Source organism: Pseudomonas sp. CBZ-4, from assembly GCF_000346755.1.
Taxonomy (GTDB): domain Bacteria; phylum Pseudomonadota; class Gammaproteobacteria; order Pseudomonadales; family Pseudomonadaceae; genus Aquipseudomonas.
The window spans coordinates 90,824-103,036 of record NZ_ANNV01000009.1; the positions used below are offsets into that span (position 1 = coordinate 90,824).

The 12,213-nt window shown below is 63.9% G+C and carries 15 protein-coding genes; 9 read left to right on the plus strand and 6 right to left on the minus strand.

What is annotated here, in order from left to right:
- Positions 1 to 2 precede the first annotated feature (2 nt).
- Complete coding sequence (locus B348_RS0101380) at positions 3 to 1,580, plus strand: flagellar hook-length control protein FliK (RefSeq protein WP_017734377.1); 1,578 nt, start codon at positions 3 to 5, stop codon at positions 1,578 to 1,580.
- Positions 1,577 to 1,906, plus strand: coding sequence for an EscU/YscU/HrcU family type III secretion system export apparatus switch protein (locus B348_RS0101385; protein ID WP_003210638.1), 330 nt, complete (start codon positions 1,577 to 1,579; stop codon positions 1,904 to 1,906). The genes B348_RS0101380 and B348_RS0101385 overlap by 4 nt, the downstream gene beginning before the upstream one ends.
- A 139-nt stretch (positions 1,907 to 2,045) precedes the next feature.
- Here the strand turns inward: B348_RS0101385 and glp are convergent, their stop codons facing one another.
- Both glp and moaB read right to left on the minus strand, forming a co-directional pair.
- The gene (gene glp, locus B348_RS0101390; protein ID WP_017734378.1) at positions 2,046 to 3,263 is read right to left on the minus strand and encodes a gephyrin-like molybdotransferase Glp; all 1,218 of its coding nucleotides are present in this window, start codon (positions 3,261 to 3,263) and stop codon (positions 2,046 to 2,048) included.
- Positions 3,256 to 3,795: a molybdenum cofactor biosynthesis protein B gene (gene moaB, locus B348_RS0101395; RefSeq protein ID WP_017734379.1), complete on the minus strand. Its 540-nt coding sequence runs from the start codon at positions 3,793 to 3,795 to the stop codon at positions 3,256 to 3,258. The genes glp and moaB overlap by 8 nt, the downstream gene beginning before the upstream one ends.
- A 76-nt stretch (positions 3,796 to 3,871) precedes the next feature.
- Between moaB and mobA the strand changes: the two genes are divergently transcribed.
- Entirely contained in the window at positions 3,872 to 4,474 is a 603-nt protein-coding gene (mobA, locus tag B348_RS0101400) for a molybdenum cofactor guanylyltransferase MobA (RefSeq protein ID WP_017734380.1), read from the plus strand.
- A gap of 79 nt (positions 4,475 to 4,553) precedes the next feature.
- Positions 4,554 to 4,775: a YgdI/YgdR family lipoprotein gene (locus B348_RS0101405; protein ID WP_016978480.1), complete on the plus strand. Its 222-nt coding sequence runs from the start codon at positions 4,554 to 4,556 to the stop codon at positions 4,773 to 4,775.
- 55 nt (positions 4,776 to 4,830) lie between these two features.
- Here B348_RS0101405 and B348_RS0101410 read toward each other — a convergent pair whose 3' ends face one another.
- From B348_RS0101410 to B348_RS0101420, 3 genes are all read right to left on the minus strand, one after another.
- The gene (locus B348_RS0101410) at positions 4,831 to 5,721 is read right to left on the minus strand and encodes a pseudouridine synthase (protein WP_017734382.1); all 891 of its coding nucleotides are present in this window, start codon (positions 5,719 to 5,721) and stop codon (positions 4,831 to 4,833) included.
- A 43-nt stretch (positions 5,722 to 5,764) separates the two neighbouring features.
- Entirely contained in the window at positions 5,765 to 6,100 is a 336-nt protein-coding gene (locus B348_RS0101415) for a hypothetical protein (RefSeq protein ID WP_003189932.1), read from the minus strand.
- 74 nt (positions 6,101 to 6,174) lie between these two features.
- Positions 6,175 to 6,411 (minus strand): glutaredoxin family protein, encoded by a 237-nt coding sequence (locus B348_RS0101420; RefSeq protein ID WP_017734383.1) that lies wholly within the window; start codon positions 6,409 to 6,411, stop codon positions 6,175 to 6,177.
- A gap of 227 nt (positions 6,412 to 6,638) precedes the next feature.
- Between B348_RS0101420 and B348_RS0101425 the strand changes: the two genes are divergently transcribed.
- Positions 6,639 to 8,363, plus strand: coding sequence for a monovalent cation:proton antiporter-2 (CPA2) family protein (locus B348_RS0101425; RefSeq protein ID WP_017734384.1), 1,725 nt, complete (start codon positions 6,639 to 6,641; stop codon positions 8,361 to 8,363).
- On the opposite strand, the gene B348_RS0101430 is transcribed toward B348_RS0101425, so the two are convergent.
- A complete protein-coding gene (locus B348_RS0101430; protein WP_026136472.1) occupies positions 8,350 to 9,558 on the minus strand; it encodes an ammonium transporter in 1,209 nt (402 codons plus the stop codon). The two genes, B348_RS0101425 and B348_RS0101430, sit on opposite strands and share 14 nt — an antisense overlap.
- Positions 9,559 to 9,904: 346 nt before the next feature.
- Between B348_RS0101430 and B348_RS0101435 the strand changes: the two genes are divergently transcribed.
- From B348_RS0101435 to B348_RS0101450, 4 genes are all read left to right on the plus strand, one after another.
- Entirely contained in the window at positions 9,905 to 10,219 is a 315-nt protein-coding gene (locus tag B348_RS0101435) for a YqjD family protein (RefSeq protein WP_017734386.1), read from the plus strand.
- A gap of 2 nt (positions 10,220 to 10,221) precedes the next feature.
- Positions 10,222 to 10,605, plus strand: coding sequence for a phage holin family protein (locus B348_RS0101440; RefSeq protein ID WP_012723020.1), 384 nt, complete (start codon positions 10,222 to 10,224; stop codon positions 10,603 to 10,605).
- Complete coding sequence (locus B348_RS0101445; RefSeq protein ID WP_017734387.1) at positions 10,602 to 10,943, plus strand: hypothetical protein; 342 nt, start codon at positions 10,602 to 10,604, stop codon at positions 10,941 to 10,943. The genes B348_RS0101440 and B348_RS0101445 overlap by 4 nt, the downstream gene beginning before the upstream one ends.
- Positions 10,944 to 11,035: 92 nt before the next feature.
- The gene (locus B348_RS0101450) at positions 11,036 to 12,199 is read left to right on the plus strand and encodes an EAL domain-containing protein (RefSeq protein WP_017734388.1); all 1,164 of its coding nucleotides are present in this window, start codon (positions 11,036 to 11,038) and stop codon (positions 12,197 to 12,199) included.
- Positions 12,200 to 12,213: the final 14 nt, after the last annotated feature.

Here is a 12,213-nt window from a genome sequence, read left to right on the forward strand (position 1 = left end):
CGATGACCGGTGAGATCAACCTTCCTACGCTTCCACCTGCACCGGCGACCGGGCCCAGCCCCGCGCCCGCCAGCGGTGAATTGCTGAAACTGCTGGAACCGCAGATCGGCTTGATCACCCCGGGAAAAACCGTGAACGCCGAGGTCATCGCCCTGAAGCAAGGTGGTGAAGCCTTTCAGCTGCTGCTCAAGCTGACCCTGGAAAGCGGCCGCCAGACCCTGGTTCAAGCCAGCAGCGCCCAGCCCTTGCCCCTGGGCAGCAATGTCGCGGTGAGCCAGACCCCCGCCGGCAACCTGACCCTCAGCCTGCAACAAGCCTTGAGCGCCAACGTGGCCGCCCTGACCCGCATCGACACCAGCAAGATGCCCGAAGGCACGCTGTTGCAAGCCAAGGTGCTGACTACCCAGATGCTGCCCCAGGGCGCGGCGCAACCGGCGATCTACCGCTCACTGGTGACCGTGCTCAACAACGCCCTGGCCGGCGCCACGCTGACCCTGGAAAGCCCGCAGCCGCTGCGGGTCGGCAGCTTGCTCAGCGCGGTGGTGCAGAACGCGCAGACCTTGAACTTCGTACCGCTGAGCGGGCTCAAGGATCAACTGGCAATCACCCAGCAACTGGCCACCCAACAAAGCCGCCAAGGCTCGCTGGATGCAGTCTTCACCGCCTTGCAGAACCTGCCACGGGGTGCCGGCACTTCCGCCGAACTGCGCGCCGCCGCCGACCGTCTGCTGGCCGCCCTGCCCGACCTGGCCCAAGTCAGCAACCCGAAAATCCTCGCCCAGGTGATCCAGAACAGCGGCGCCTTTCTGGAGGCCAAGCTGCTCGCCGGGCAAAACCCTGGGGTTCCACCGCTGGACATGAAAGGCGCCTTGCTGCGCCTGGTCGCCGACCTGCTGCCGGCCCTGCCCACCAGCACCAACCTGAATGCCATCCTCGCCGCCAACACTCTGGCCCAAGTGCTGCCCAACTTCGTGCGCAGCCCGCTGAACACCCTCGGCCAGCTCAGCGCGCGCCAGGCACCCGTGGGCTTTCCCCTGCCCGAACGGCTGATGGCGAAACTGGAAGGCGAAGGCGACCTGGAAAACCTCCTGCGCCTGGCCGCCGGGGCCATTTCGCGTTTGCAGAGCCACCAACTGTCGAGCCTGGAACAGACCGGCACCACCGCCGATGGCCGCCTGCAAACCACCTGGCAGCTGGAAATCCCCCTGCGCACCCTGCAAGACATCGTGCCGTTGCAGGTCAAGTTCCAGCGCGAAGAACCGGCGCCGGACAAGGACCAGCCGGAACGCAAGGACAAGAAGGACCCCAAGCAGATGCTCTGGCGCGTCGAACTGGCCTTCGACATGGAGCCGCTGGGTCCGTTGCAGGTCCAGGCGCAATTGAACCAGGGCAAACTGTCGAGCCAGTTGTGGGCCAGCCGGCCCTTCACCGCAAGCCTGATCGAAAGCCACCTGGGCAACCTGCGCGAACGGCTGGTGACCTCGGGCATCAACGTCGGCGACCTCGATTGCCATCTCGGCACCCCGCCACGCGGGCCGAAGACCGGACTGGAACAACGCTGGGTGGATGAAACCGCATGAAGAACCCCAACCCGCCGCGCCAGGCGATTGCCCTCAAGTACGACGGCCAGCAAGCGCCAACCCTGACGGCCAAGGGCGACGATGCGCTGGCCGAGGCGATCCTCAAGCTGGCGCGGGAGAATGAAGTACCGATCTATGAAAATGCCGAGCTGGTGAAGCTGCTGGCGCGTATGGAACTGGGGGACAGCATCCCGGAAGAGTTGTACCGCACGGTGGCGGAGATCATTGCGTTTGCCTGGACGTTGAAGGGCAAGTTCCCGGTGGGGTATGACCCGGATGCGGGGCCGGTGGAGCGGGATGTCACGGAGCGTGGTGACGACTACTAACAGGCATACAGGGATTCAAATGTGGGAGCTGGCTTGCCTGCGATGGCGGTGTACCTGTACCAAATGGGCTAGCTGACCCACTGCTATCGCAGGCAAGCCAGCTCCCACAAAAGCCAGCTCCCACATTGGATTTTCAGTGTCAGTTGAGGACTTCACTCAGCGGAATGAAGTTGACCATATCCCCGTCCGCCAACGTCGTCCCTTCCAACACCTCCACAAACCCTTCCGCCCACGCCGCGCTGCGCAGCACGCCGGAGCTCTGGTTGCGGTAGATGATCGCCTTGCCCTGCTCGATGCGCCCGCGCAGGTACTCGCGGCGGTTGCCCGGTTTGGGCCACTCGAACCCCACCGGCACTGCGAAGCGCAATGGCTCGACATCCGCCACACCCTGACGGCGCAACAGGTACGGCCGCGCCAGCAGCGCAAAGGTCACCAGGGTCGAAGCCGGATTGCCCGGCAGGCCAATCACCGGCACGCCACGGAAGTGCCCGAACGTCAGCGGTTTACCCGGCTTGATCGCCAGTTTCCACAACGCCAGCTCGCCTTCTTCACGCAGGGCAATGCCGAGGAAATCCGCCTCGCCCACCGACACACCGCCGGTGGACAGGATCAGGTCGACGTTGCCCAGGCCCGCCAGGCGGGTGCGGGTCTGTTCCAGGTCATCGGGCAGGATGCCGGCGTCGATCACCTCGCAGCCCATGCGTTCCAGCCAGGTGCACAACACGCGGCGATTACTGTTGTAGATCTGCCCGGGGCCCAGCGGCAGGCCGGGCTCGATCAGTTCGTCACCGGTGGACAGCACGGCGACGCGCGGGCGGCGGATGACTTCAAGACGGTCACGCCCGAGTGAGGCGGCAAGCCCCAGTTCGATCGGCCCCAGGCGTGTGCCGGCATTCAAGACCAACTCGCCGACCGTGGTTTCCTGGCCCTGGGGGCGGATGTTCTGCTGCAGGTGCAGGGGCTCGCTGAAACTCACGCGCTCGTCGGCGTGGACCACGGCGTTTTCCTGCATCTCCACGCAATCCGCGCCTTCCGGCACCGGCGCGCCGGTAAAGATGCGCGCGCAGGTACCGGCGGCCAAGGGCTGCGGCGCCTGCCCGGCGAAGATGCGCTGGCTGACCACCAGCGGCTCGCCGTGCCAGTCCGCCAGGCGCAGGGCGTAACCGTCCATGGCGCTGTTGGGCCAGGGCGGCAGGTCGAGGGTGGCGATCAGGTCGTGCGCCAGGACGCGGCCATCACACACGGCCAGGGGCAAGGCTTGCTGATCGCGGATCGGCGCAGCTTCGGCCATCGCCAGCAGTTGCGCCAACGCGTCTTCCACCGGCATCAGGGCGCCGGTCTTGCCGGGCTTACCCACGGGAGGCGCAGGGTTCGGCCTGCTTCAAGTGGGGGACGAAGTTGCACGGGCGATGACGGTTATCCAACTGCTCGGCGAGGATGCCATCCCAACCGGTGCGCACCGCATTGGTCGAACCCGGCAGGCAGCACACCAGGGTGCCGTTGGCCAGGCCGGCCAGGGCGCGGGATTGCACGGTGGAGGTGCCGATATCGGCCACGGAGATCTGGCGGAACAGTTCGCCAAAGCCGTCGACCTGCTTGTCCAGCAGGCAGCTCACCGCTTCCGGGGTGCTGTCGCGGCCGGTGAAGCCAGTGCCGCCGGTGATCAGCACGACCTGCACCACGTCTTCGGCGATCCAGTGGGCCACCTGGGCGCGGATCTTGTAGAGGTCGTCCTTGAGCAGCACGCGCTCGGCCAGGTTGTGGCCAGCGGCAGTGAGGCGATCGACGAAGACCTGGCCCGAGGTGTCGGTGTCCAGGGTGCGGGTGTCGCTGACGGTCAATACAGCGATATTCAGGGGTACGAAGGGCGCATCTGCCTTGGCGGTCATGGCACGGTCCGGTTGTCGAAGAAACAGGCCGGTGTTATATCACAGGCCCCCCTTTTGCTGCCGCTGCGGAACTGCCATGCCTATCGATTCATCTGCCCTGCCCTGTTCGGTCCTGCTGCTGTCGGGGGGCCGTGGCCAGCGCATGGGTGGCCTGGACAAGGGCCTGCTGGAATGGCGCGGCCAACCGTTGATTGCCCACCTGCACGGCCTGGTGCGGCCGCTGACGGACGACCTGATCATCTCGTGCAATCGCAACCCCGAGAGGTACGCCGCGTTTGCCGACCAGTTGGTCAGCGACGACAGCGCGGACTTCCCCGGCCCGCTCGCCGGGATTCGTGCAGGGCTTGGCGCCGCACGCCATGGGCACTTGCTGATCCTGCCGTGCGACGTGCCGCAGCTCGATGCACGACTACTGGCCGAGCTGCGTGAGACGGCGCAGCGCAATCCCCTTGTGCCGGTAATGGTCCGCCACGGTCAATTCTGGGAGCCGCTGATCTGCATCCTGCCCACCGCCCTGCGGGACGCGGTCGAGGCGGCCTGGCAGGCCGGCGAGCGCAGCCCACGGCAGATCTTCATGAAACTGGGCGCGGTGGGCGTGGAGTGCCCGGCGGATGATCCGCGCCTGGCCAACCTGAATACCCCCGAGCTGTTACTCCCACACGTTGGCGTGTCAGAATGAACCTCGCATCAGGAACTTTGTCGGCGCCTCGCGCGTCACAAGGTCAGCTTTTCAAAAGAATTCTCTCGGAGACAACACCATGACTCAACGGACCATCGCCGCTCTCATGCTTGCACTGGGCCTCGCCACCCTCGCCGGTTGCGCTTCGCCAACAGTGATCACCCTGAATGACGGTCGCGAAATCCAGGCCGTCGACACCCCTAAATTCGACAAGGATTCGGGCTTCTATGAGTTCGAACAACTGGACGGCAAGCAGACCCGCATCAACAAGGATCAGGTCCGCACCGTTAAAGACCTGTAAGTCTTAGCGTTTGCCAACAAGGCCCGCCGCGTGCGGGCCTTGTCGTTTCCGAGGGTTACCAGTCGAGGGTGATCCGGCTGCGGAACTGGCGCTCTTCGCCGGTCACCGGGTCGATGAACCGCACGCCCTGGGCCAGCAGTTTCAGCGGGTTGGCGTAGTCGTCCACGGCGTCCTTGAGCACATCGGGGTAGAACGGGTCGTTGCAGATACTCGCGCCGAGCGCGGTCATGTGCACGCGCAGCTGGTGCTTCTTGCCGGTCACGGGGAACAGGCCGTAGCGCCACAGGTCGCCGTGTTTCTCGCGCACTTCAACCGCGGTTTCGGTGTTGCTGGCGCCGGGACCTTCCTGCATGCGGAAGAACGGTTCGCCATCCACCAGACGGCTTTTGTGCACAAGCGGAAAGCTCAGGTCTGGCAGCGCGGGTGCAATGGCTTCGTAGAATTTATCGATCTGGCGCGTGGGAAACAGCTGTTGATACGCCGAGCGGCTGGCCGGGTTGGCCGAGAACAGCACCAGCCCCGCGGTGTGCCGGTCGATGCGGTGCAGGGGCACCAGTGATGGGTTGTCCAAACGACGAATCAAGCGACGTAGCAGGGTTTGCTCGACGTACTCACCGGCCGGCGTCACGGGCAGGAAGTGCGGCTTGTCGGCGACCACCAGGTGCTCGTCGGCGTAGAGGATGGTCTCCTCCACCGGGATCACTTTTTCGTTCGGCACTTCGCGGAAATAGTAGATGCACAGGCCTTCCTTGTAGGCCAGGTCCAGGCAGATCGGGTTCCCGTGGACATCCAGCACCCGACCCCGCGCGATGCGGTCCAGCCAGTGTTCACGGCTGATCGCCGGGAAGTGCTCGCACAGGCAATCGAGCACCGTGGCCCAAGCCCCGGGTGGCAGGTACAAGGTGCTGGCCTGGTGCTCAGACGGAATAAAAATCGAAGTGGACATGCGTAAAGCCTGGAGAAAACCGGCGGGCATTATCCCGCATGGCTCAGGCCTTGGCCAATTGCGCCCGCAGCACCGGCGAGGCGCTGGCGGCCTCGGTGAACTCCTTGAGCCAGCGCAGCACGTCCACCGCTTCCCAGCGGCCCGGATCGTACAACGCGTACAGCAAGCCCTGGTAACCCACCACATCCAACTGCTTGTGATAACCGGCGCGCTGGAACAGCGCCTCGATCTCGGCAAAGCAGGTATTGAAATGCACTTTGTTAAACGGCGTCTTGCCTTCCGTGACCAGGCCGTCGAGGCGCAGCTCGTTCACCGCATCGCGCACGACATCGGCGGACATGCGATTGACGCTGCTTTTCAGTTGTTCAACATTCACCACGGGCGTTCCCTCTATTCAATCGCTGTACAAACATACAGTAACGTAATATTTGGAAACCCGCTATCGCCTAAACCTCAGCTGAGGAAGGCGACTACCTGTTCGGCGTCGAACGGCCAGTCCAGCTCGGCGCCCGTGTCGGCCCGTCGGAGTACCGGAATCCTTAGGCCGTAGGCGTCGGTCAGGTCTTCAGGGTCGGTTATATCCACCAGTTCAACCAACAACCCGCGTTCGACGAGCGGCATGATTTCGGCTTCGGCAATCTCGCAAAGATGGCAACCCAGGGTGCCGAACAGCTGGCATTCAGGAAGCATGACGAATGGCTCTGATCAGAAAGTAGGCGGTCATTCTATGCCCGCAACACCCCTGTGGCGAGGGAGCTTGCTCCCGCTGGGCAGCGAAGCGGCCCCAAAATGCTGGGAGCGCTGCGCACTCCAGCGGGAGCAAGCTCCCTCGCCACAATAAACCGTGACCTGAATCAGCATGGCCTATAACTGATTCAGCGATTCTTGCGGCTTTTTGCCTGCCCCTTGCAACGGAGATGCGTGTGTTTGCCAACCTGCTGATCATTCTGGCCTCATCCTTGGTGGTGATTGCGCTGTTTCGCCGACTGCAATTGCCACCCGTGCTCGGCTACCTGTGCGTAGGCCTGGCCGTGGGGCCGACCGCCCTGGACTGGGTGAATGACAGCGAAGAGCTGCCCGACCTCGCCGAGCTGGGCGTGGTGTTCCTGCTGTTCTCCCTGGGCCTGGAGTTTTCCCTGAGCAAGATGTTCGCCCTGCGCCGCGTGGTGTTTGGCCTGAGCAGTTTGCAGGTGTTGGGCTGCGGGGTGCTGCTGGGGCTGTTGCTGATGATCCTTGGCGTGGCGCCGGGCATCGCGTTGTTGCTGGGCGCGGGGCTGGCGTTGTCGTCCACGGCCATTGTCAGCAAGGAGTTGACCAGCCTCGGCGAAATCTTCAGCAGCCATGGGCAGAACGCGATTGGCGTGTTGCTGTTCCAGGACGTGGTGGCCGTACTGCTGCTGACCCTGGTGCCGGTGTTTGCCGGCACCGGCGAGCAGGCCTGGTATATCGCACTGCCGCTGACCCTGGCCAAGACCGTGGTGCTGTTTGTCGGTTTGTTGCTGGCCAGTCGCTGGTTATTGCCGCGCCTGTTTCATGAGGTGGCCGCGTCCCATTCGGCAGAGCTGTTTGTGCTGCTGGCGCTGGTGATCGTGTTGCTCACCGCGTGGCTCACGCACCTGCTGGGCCTGTCCCCTGCCCTCGGCGCCTTTCTCGCCGGCATGCTGCTGGGGGAAAGCCATTACCGCCATCAGATCGAAGCGGATATCCGCCCGTTTCGCGACATCTTGCTGGGGCTGTTTTTCGTCAGCATCGGCATGCTGATCGACCTGCAGCTGTTCGTCAGCCACAGCCTGTTGATCCTCGGCCTGACCCTCACCTTGATGCTGGTCAAAGGCAGCGTCGTTGCGCTGCTGGTCAAGTGGCGCGGCAGCGACAGTGAAACCGCCTGGCGCAGCGGCCTGGCCCTGGCCCAGGGCGGCGAGTTCTGTTTTGCGCTGATGGCGCAGATGCAGCAGAGCCGGCTGATCCCGGACGAGTTCAATGGCCTGCTGCTCGCCGCCACCTTCTGTTCGATGCTGCTCACGCCGCTGCTGTTGCGCGCCGCCCCGGCCATCGCCCTGCGCCTGCACCGCAAGCCCAACCAGCAAGTGCAACTGGAAGAAATCACCGCGCTCAACGCCGAGCTGCGCGGGCATGCGGTGATTTGCGGGTATGGCCGCGTCGGGCAATCCATCGGGCGGTTCCTGCGCAAGGAACAACAGGTGTTTATCGCCCTGGATGACGACCCGGAACGGGTGCAGGAAGCCGCGACCGAAGACAGCAGCGTGCATTACGGCGATTGCCGGCGCGGAGCCCTGCTCAGTGCGGTGGGCCTGGAGCGCGCGCGGCTGGTGGTGATTGCCGTGGACAACACCGAGGTGGCGCTGGCGGTGTTGAAGGAGGCGCGGCGCATCAACCGCGACGTGCCGATCCTGGTGCGCACTCGCGATGACAGCCAATTGGCCGAATTGAAAGCCGCGGGCGCCAGCGAAGTGGTGCCCGAGCTGTTGGAGTCCAGCCTGATGCTCGCCTCCCACGCCTTGATCCTGCTGGGCCTGCCGGACCAACAGGTGCAGGCGCGGGTCGATGAAGTGCGGCAGAACCGCTATCGCCTGCTGCACGGTTTTTACGCGCCAGCCGACAACCCGATCAATCCTGACTGACTGCGCCAATCTTATGGATCGACAAGTCCGCGCCGTAGTATTCCTCTTCCTGGCTCAGGCGCAGGCCCGTTACGCGCTTTATGGTGCCGTACACCAGCCACCCGCCCGCGAACGCCACCGCCACGCCGAGGGCGGTGCCGATCAACTGGCTGATCAGGCTGACGCCGCCCAGCCCGCCGAGCGCGGTCTGGCCGAAGATGCCGCAGGCAATGCCGCCCCACACGCCACACAGGCCGTGCAGCGGCCACACGCCGAGCACGTCGTCGATCTTCCAGCGGTCCTGGGCGGCAATAAAGCACCAGACGAACAGGCCACCGGCCACTGCACCGGTGACCAGCGCACCCACCGGGTGCATCAGGTCGGAACCGGCACAGATCGCCACCAGCCCGGCCAAGGGGCCGTTGTGCAGGAAGCCTGGGTCGTTGCGGCCGATGATCAGCGCCGCCACGGTGCCGCCGACCATGGCCATCAGCGAGTTGACCGCCACCAGGCCACTGACGCCGTTCAGCGTTTGTGCACTCATGACGTTAAAGCCGAACCAGCCCACGATCAGAATCCACGAGCCCAACGCCAGGAACGGAATGCTCGACGGCGCAAACGCCACCAACCGGCCATCCCGGTAGCGCCCGTTACGCGGGCCGAGCAACAGCACCGCCGCCAGCGCCAGCCAGCCGCCCATGGCGTGCACCACCACGGAACCGGCGAAGTCATGGAAGCTCGCACCAAAGGTCGCCAGCAGCCAGGCTTGCAGGCCGAAGTTGCCGTTCCACACCATGCCTTCGAAAAACGGGTAGATAAACGCGACGATCAGCGCCGTGGCGCACAGCTGCGGAGCAAACCGTGCACGCTCGGCAATGCCGCCGGAAATGATCGCCGGGATCGCCGCCGCAAAGGTCAGCAGAAAGAAGAACTTCACCAGGCCATAGCCGTGATCGGCGCTGATCACCGCGGCCGGTTGCATGAAGCTGACGCCGTAGGAGATCCAATAGCCTATAAAGAAATAGGCCAGGGTCGAGATGGCGAAGTCGCTGAGGATTTTCGACAGCGCGTTGACCTGGTTTTTCTGGCGCACGGTGCCGACTTCCAGGAACGCGAAGCCGGCGTGCATGGCCAGGACCATGACCGCGCCAATCAGGATAAACAGGGTGTTGGAACTGTGGACCAGCGTGTCCACTGCACTTTGCAAATTTTCCATGGAGGTTGGCAGGCCTGCATTAAAGGCAAAAAGCACCAAAGCGGTTCAAGCCCGGGTTACGCGCACTAAATTGGCACCGCCGGTTCCACCCCTCTGCAGAGGGCGTGAACCGCTTTAGCGCAGCGATCAACACAACAGGCCGATGCCGACAGGGTTTTTCCGCGAGTTTCAGTTATTTAGGGTAAGGTTTTTGAAGGCTTCCTGCCCGACCGCCCGGATTTCGCGCAAGCCCCGTGGCGTGCGCACCAAGGCAAAGCAAAAGCTGTACCAGACAATTGCACTGAACCTTCACCGATACCGGTGACTCGAAACGACATCTACAGCTCAGCCCATCACGGAGATACCCATGGCCAGAAAAACCGCAAAGACTGCTCAAGAAATCCTGCTGGAGGATTTTCAAACCCTGGTCAGCGACACCGAGAAGCTGCTGGACGACACCAAGGTGCTGGCCGGCGACCAGGCTGACGAGCTGCGCAGCAAGATCCATGAAAGCCTGCTCAAGGCCCGCGAAACCCTGCAAGTGACCGAAGACTCTCTGCGCGAGCGCGGCCAGGCAGCGGTCACCGCCACCGAAGACTATGTGCAGGCCAATCCTTGGCAGTCGGTGGGCATTGCCGCCGGCGTGGGCTTTTTGATCGGCCTGCTGGCCACAAGGCGCTAATCATGTCTATCGGCGAAACCGGCTCGTCCACGGGCACTACTTCAAGACGTCTGGGCGCGGCCGTGCTGGGCTTGCTGCACAGTCATGTCGAGTTGTTTGGCATCGAATTGCAGGAACAGAAGGCCCGCACCGTCAGCCTGCTGCTGTTTGCCGGCCTGGCGCTGGTGTTTGCGCTGCTGTTGCTGGTGGGGTTATCGACGCTGGTGATGATCCTCGTGTGGGACACCGGCTACCGCCTCACCGGGATCATCTGCCTCTGCGTGTTCTACAGCCTGGCCGCCGCGTTCTGCGGGGTGCGCTTGAAAGCGGCGGTGTTCGATGAGTCCACGCCGTTCCACGCCACCCTCGAAGAGCTGGCCAATGACCGGGAGCGCCTGCTGCCATGAGCCTGACTGAAATCCCGCAGAACACCTCACGCCGGGAAATGCGCAAGGCGTTGATCCGCTTGCGCATGGAAATGCACCGCCAGGAGATCCGCCACGAATCCCAGCAACTGCTGGCACCGCTGACCAAGGTGCGCAACATGGGCCAGAACTGGCAGGACAACCTGGGCATCAAGCATGCGCCGCTGTGGGGCGTGGCGGCGGTGACGCTGCTTGGCTTCTTCACCGGCAAGGGCGCCAAGGGCGGCAGTATCAGCAGCCTGACGCGCCTGGTGCGGCTGGGCGCCGGGTTGATCCCGCTGATCAAGCTGGCCATGCAGGGCGCTTCGCGCAAAGGTTGAGCCACGCTGGCTGCATTCTTGCAAACAGAAGCGGCCCGGCTCTCGTGTTCGAGAGCCGGGTCTTTTTTTCGCCAACTATTCAAGGAGGCCCTGTGATCGACGGGCAACCGCTCGCCTGCTTCCAGCCGTTTATCGACACTGCCACCGGGCGCATCGCCGGCGTCGAGGCCCTGGGTCGCTTGCGTCAACCAGACGGCCGCCTGCTCTCCGTGGGCCCGCTGTTCGCCGACCCGCGCACGCCCGGCGCGACCTTGCGCCGCCTCGACCGGCAGATCCGCGACAATGCACTGAGCCGCCTGCATGAAGTGCCCGAAGACTGGTTCCTCAGCCTGAACATCTCGCCGCGCTGGATCAACCGCCTGCGCCCCGGGCAAGCGCTGCCGAGCTTGAAGCAGGTGCACGCCCAGGGTGTCGATCCGCGGCGGATCGTGTTCGAGATCACCGAACTGGGCGGCAATATCCAACGTCTGGCCGACGTGGTGGCGCGCTATCGCCAAGCCGGCGCGCGGATTGCCATCGATGATTTCGGCGCGGGCTATTCCCAGCTTGATCGGGTGCTGGCGCTGCAACCGGATATCCTCAAGCTCGACATGCGCCTGTTCCAGGACGCCGCACGCGGCGGGCCGAGCAGTGAAGTGGTGCGCGCGCTTGCGCAAATGGCCGAGAAAACCGGCTGCTGGATCATTGCCGAAGGCGTCGAGACCGAAGCGCAGTTGAGCTTTGCTCTGGAGTGCGGTGCGCGGTATGTGCAGGGTTATCTGTTCGCCCAGGCGCAGTTGGACTGGTTCGCCGCCGATGCCTTTGTGCCCCGCTTTGCCCAACTGCGCACGCAGTACGTGCAGCAAAAACTCGCCGAGCGTGGGCGCATCATGCGGTTGCGCCAGCAGTTGGCCGAACTGATGAAAATCCTCCAGGCCTGGGCCCAGGGCCAGGCGCCGCTGAGCCAGCTGCCGCAGCTGCCGGACTTTCCGTGGCTGTTGCGCTTCTACCAGTGCGACCGCCATGGCACCCAACTGACCCCCAACTTCGAGTGGCGGCACGATGCCTGGCAGTCCGACAGCCGCTACCTGGGCCACAACTGGTCGTGGCGCCCGTATTTCTATCACTTGCTGGCCGAAGGCTGGGAGGAGCGGCGGCTGAACCTGTCCTCGACCTACCGCGACGCCACCACCAATCAATACTGCCTGACCGCCGGACAATTCTTCGATAACGGTCAGCGCTTGCTGTTAATCGATATCGATGCCGCCGGCCTGTAGATTTTCGCTTGCCC

Coding starts and splice junctions, on each gene's coding strand:
- B348_RS0101380 (WP_017734377.1), top strand. CDS start 3: ATGACCGGTGAGATCAACCTTCCTACGCTTCCACCTGCACCGGCGACC.
- B348_RS0101385 (WP_003210638.1), top strand. CDS start 1,577: ATGAAGAACCCCAACCCGCCGCGCCAGGCGATTGCCCTCAAGTACGAC.
- moaB (WP_017734379.1), bottom strand. CDS start 3,795: ATGACCGCCAAGGCAGATGCGCCCTTCGTACCCCTGAATATCGCTGTA.
- mobA (WP_017734380.1), top strand. CDS start 3,872: ATGCCTATCGATTCATCTGCCCTGCCCTGTTCGGTCCTGCTGCTGTCG.
- B348_RS0101405 (WP_016978480.1), top strand. CDS start 4,554: ATGACTCAACGGACCATCGCCGCTCTCATGCTTGCACTGGGCCTCGCC.
- B348_RS0101410 (WP_017734382.1), bottom strand. CDS start 5,721: ATGTCCACTTCGATTTTTATTCCGTCTGAGCACCAGGCCAGCACCTTG.
- B348_RS0101420 (WP_017734383.1), bottom strand. CDS start 6,411: ATGCTTCCTGAATGCCAGCTGTTCGGCACCCTGGGTTGCCATCTTTGC.
- B348_RS0101425 (WP_017734384.1), top strand. CDS start 6,639: ATGCGTGTGTTTGCCAACCTGCTGATCATTCTGGCCTCATCCTTGGTG.
- B348_RS0101430 (WP_026136472.1), bottom strand. CDS start 9,558: ATGGAAAATTTGCAAAGTGCAGTGGACACGCTGGTCCACAGTTCCAAC.
- B348_RS0101435 (WP_017734386.1), top strand. CDS start 9,905: ATGGCCAGAAAAACCGCAAAGACTGCTCAAGAAATCCTGCTGGAGGAT.
- B348_RS0101440 (WP_012723020.1), top strand. CDS start 10,222: ATGTCTATCGGCGAAACCGGCTCGTCCACGGGCACTACTTCAAGACGT.
- B348_RS0101445 (WP_017734387.1), top strand. CDS start 10,602: ATGAGCCTGACTGAAATCCCGCAGAACACCTCACGCCGGGAAATGCGC.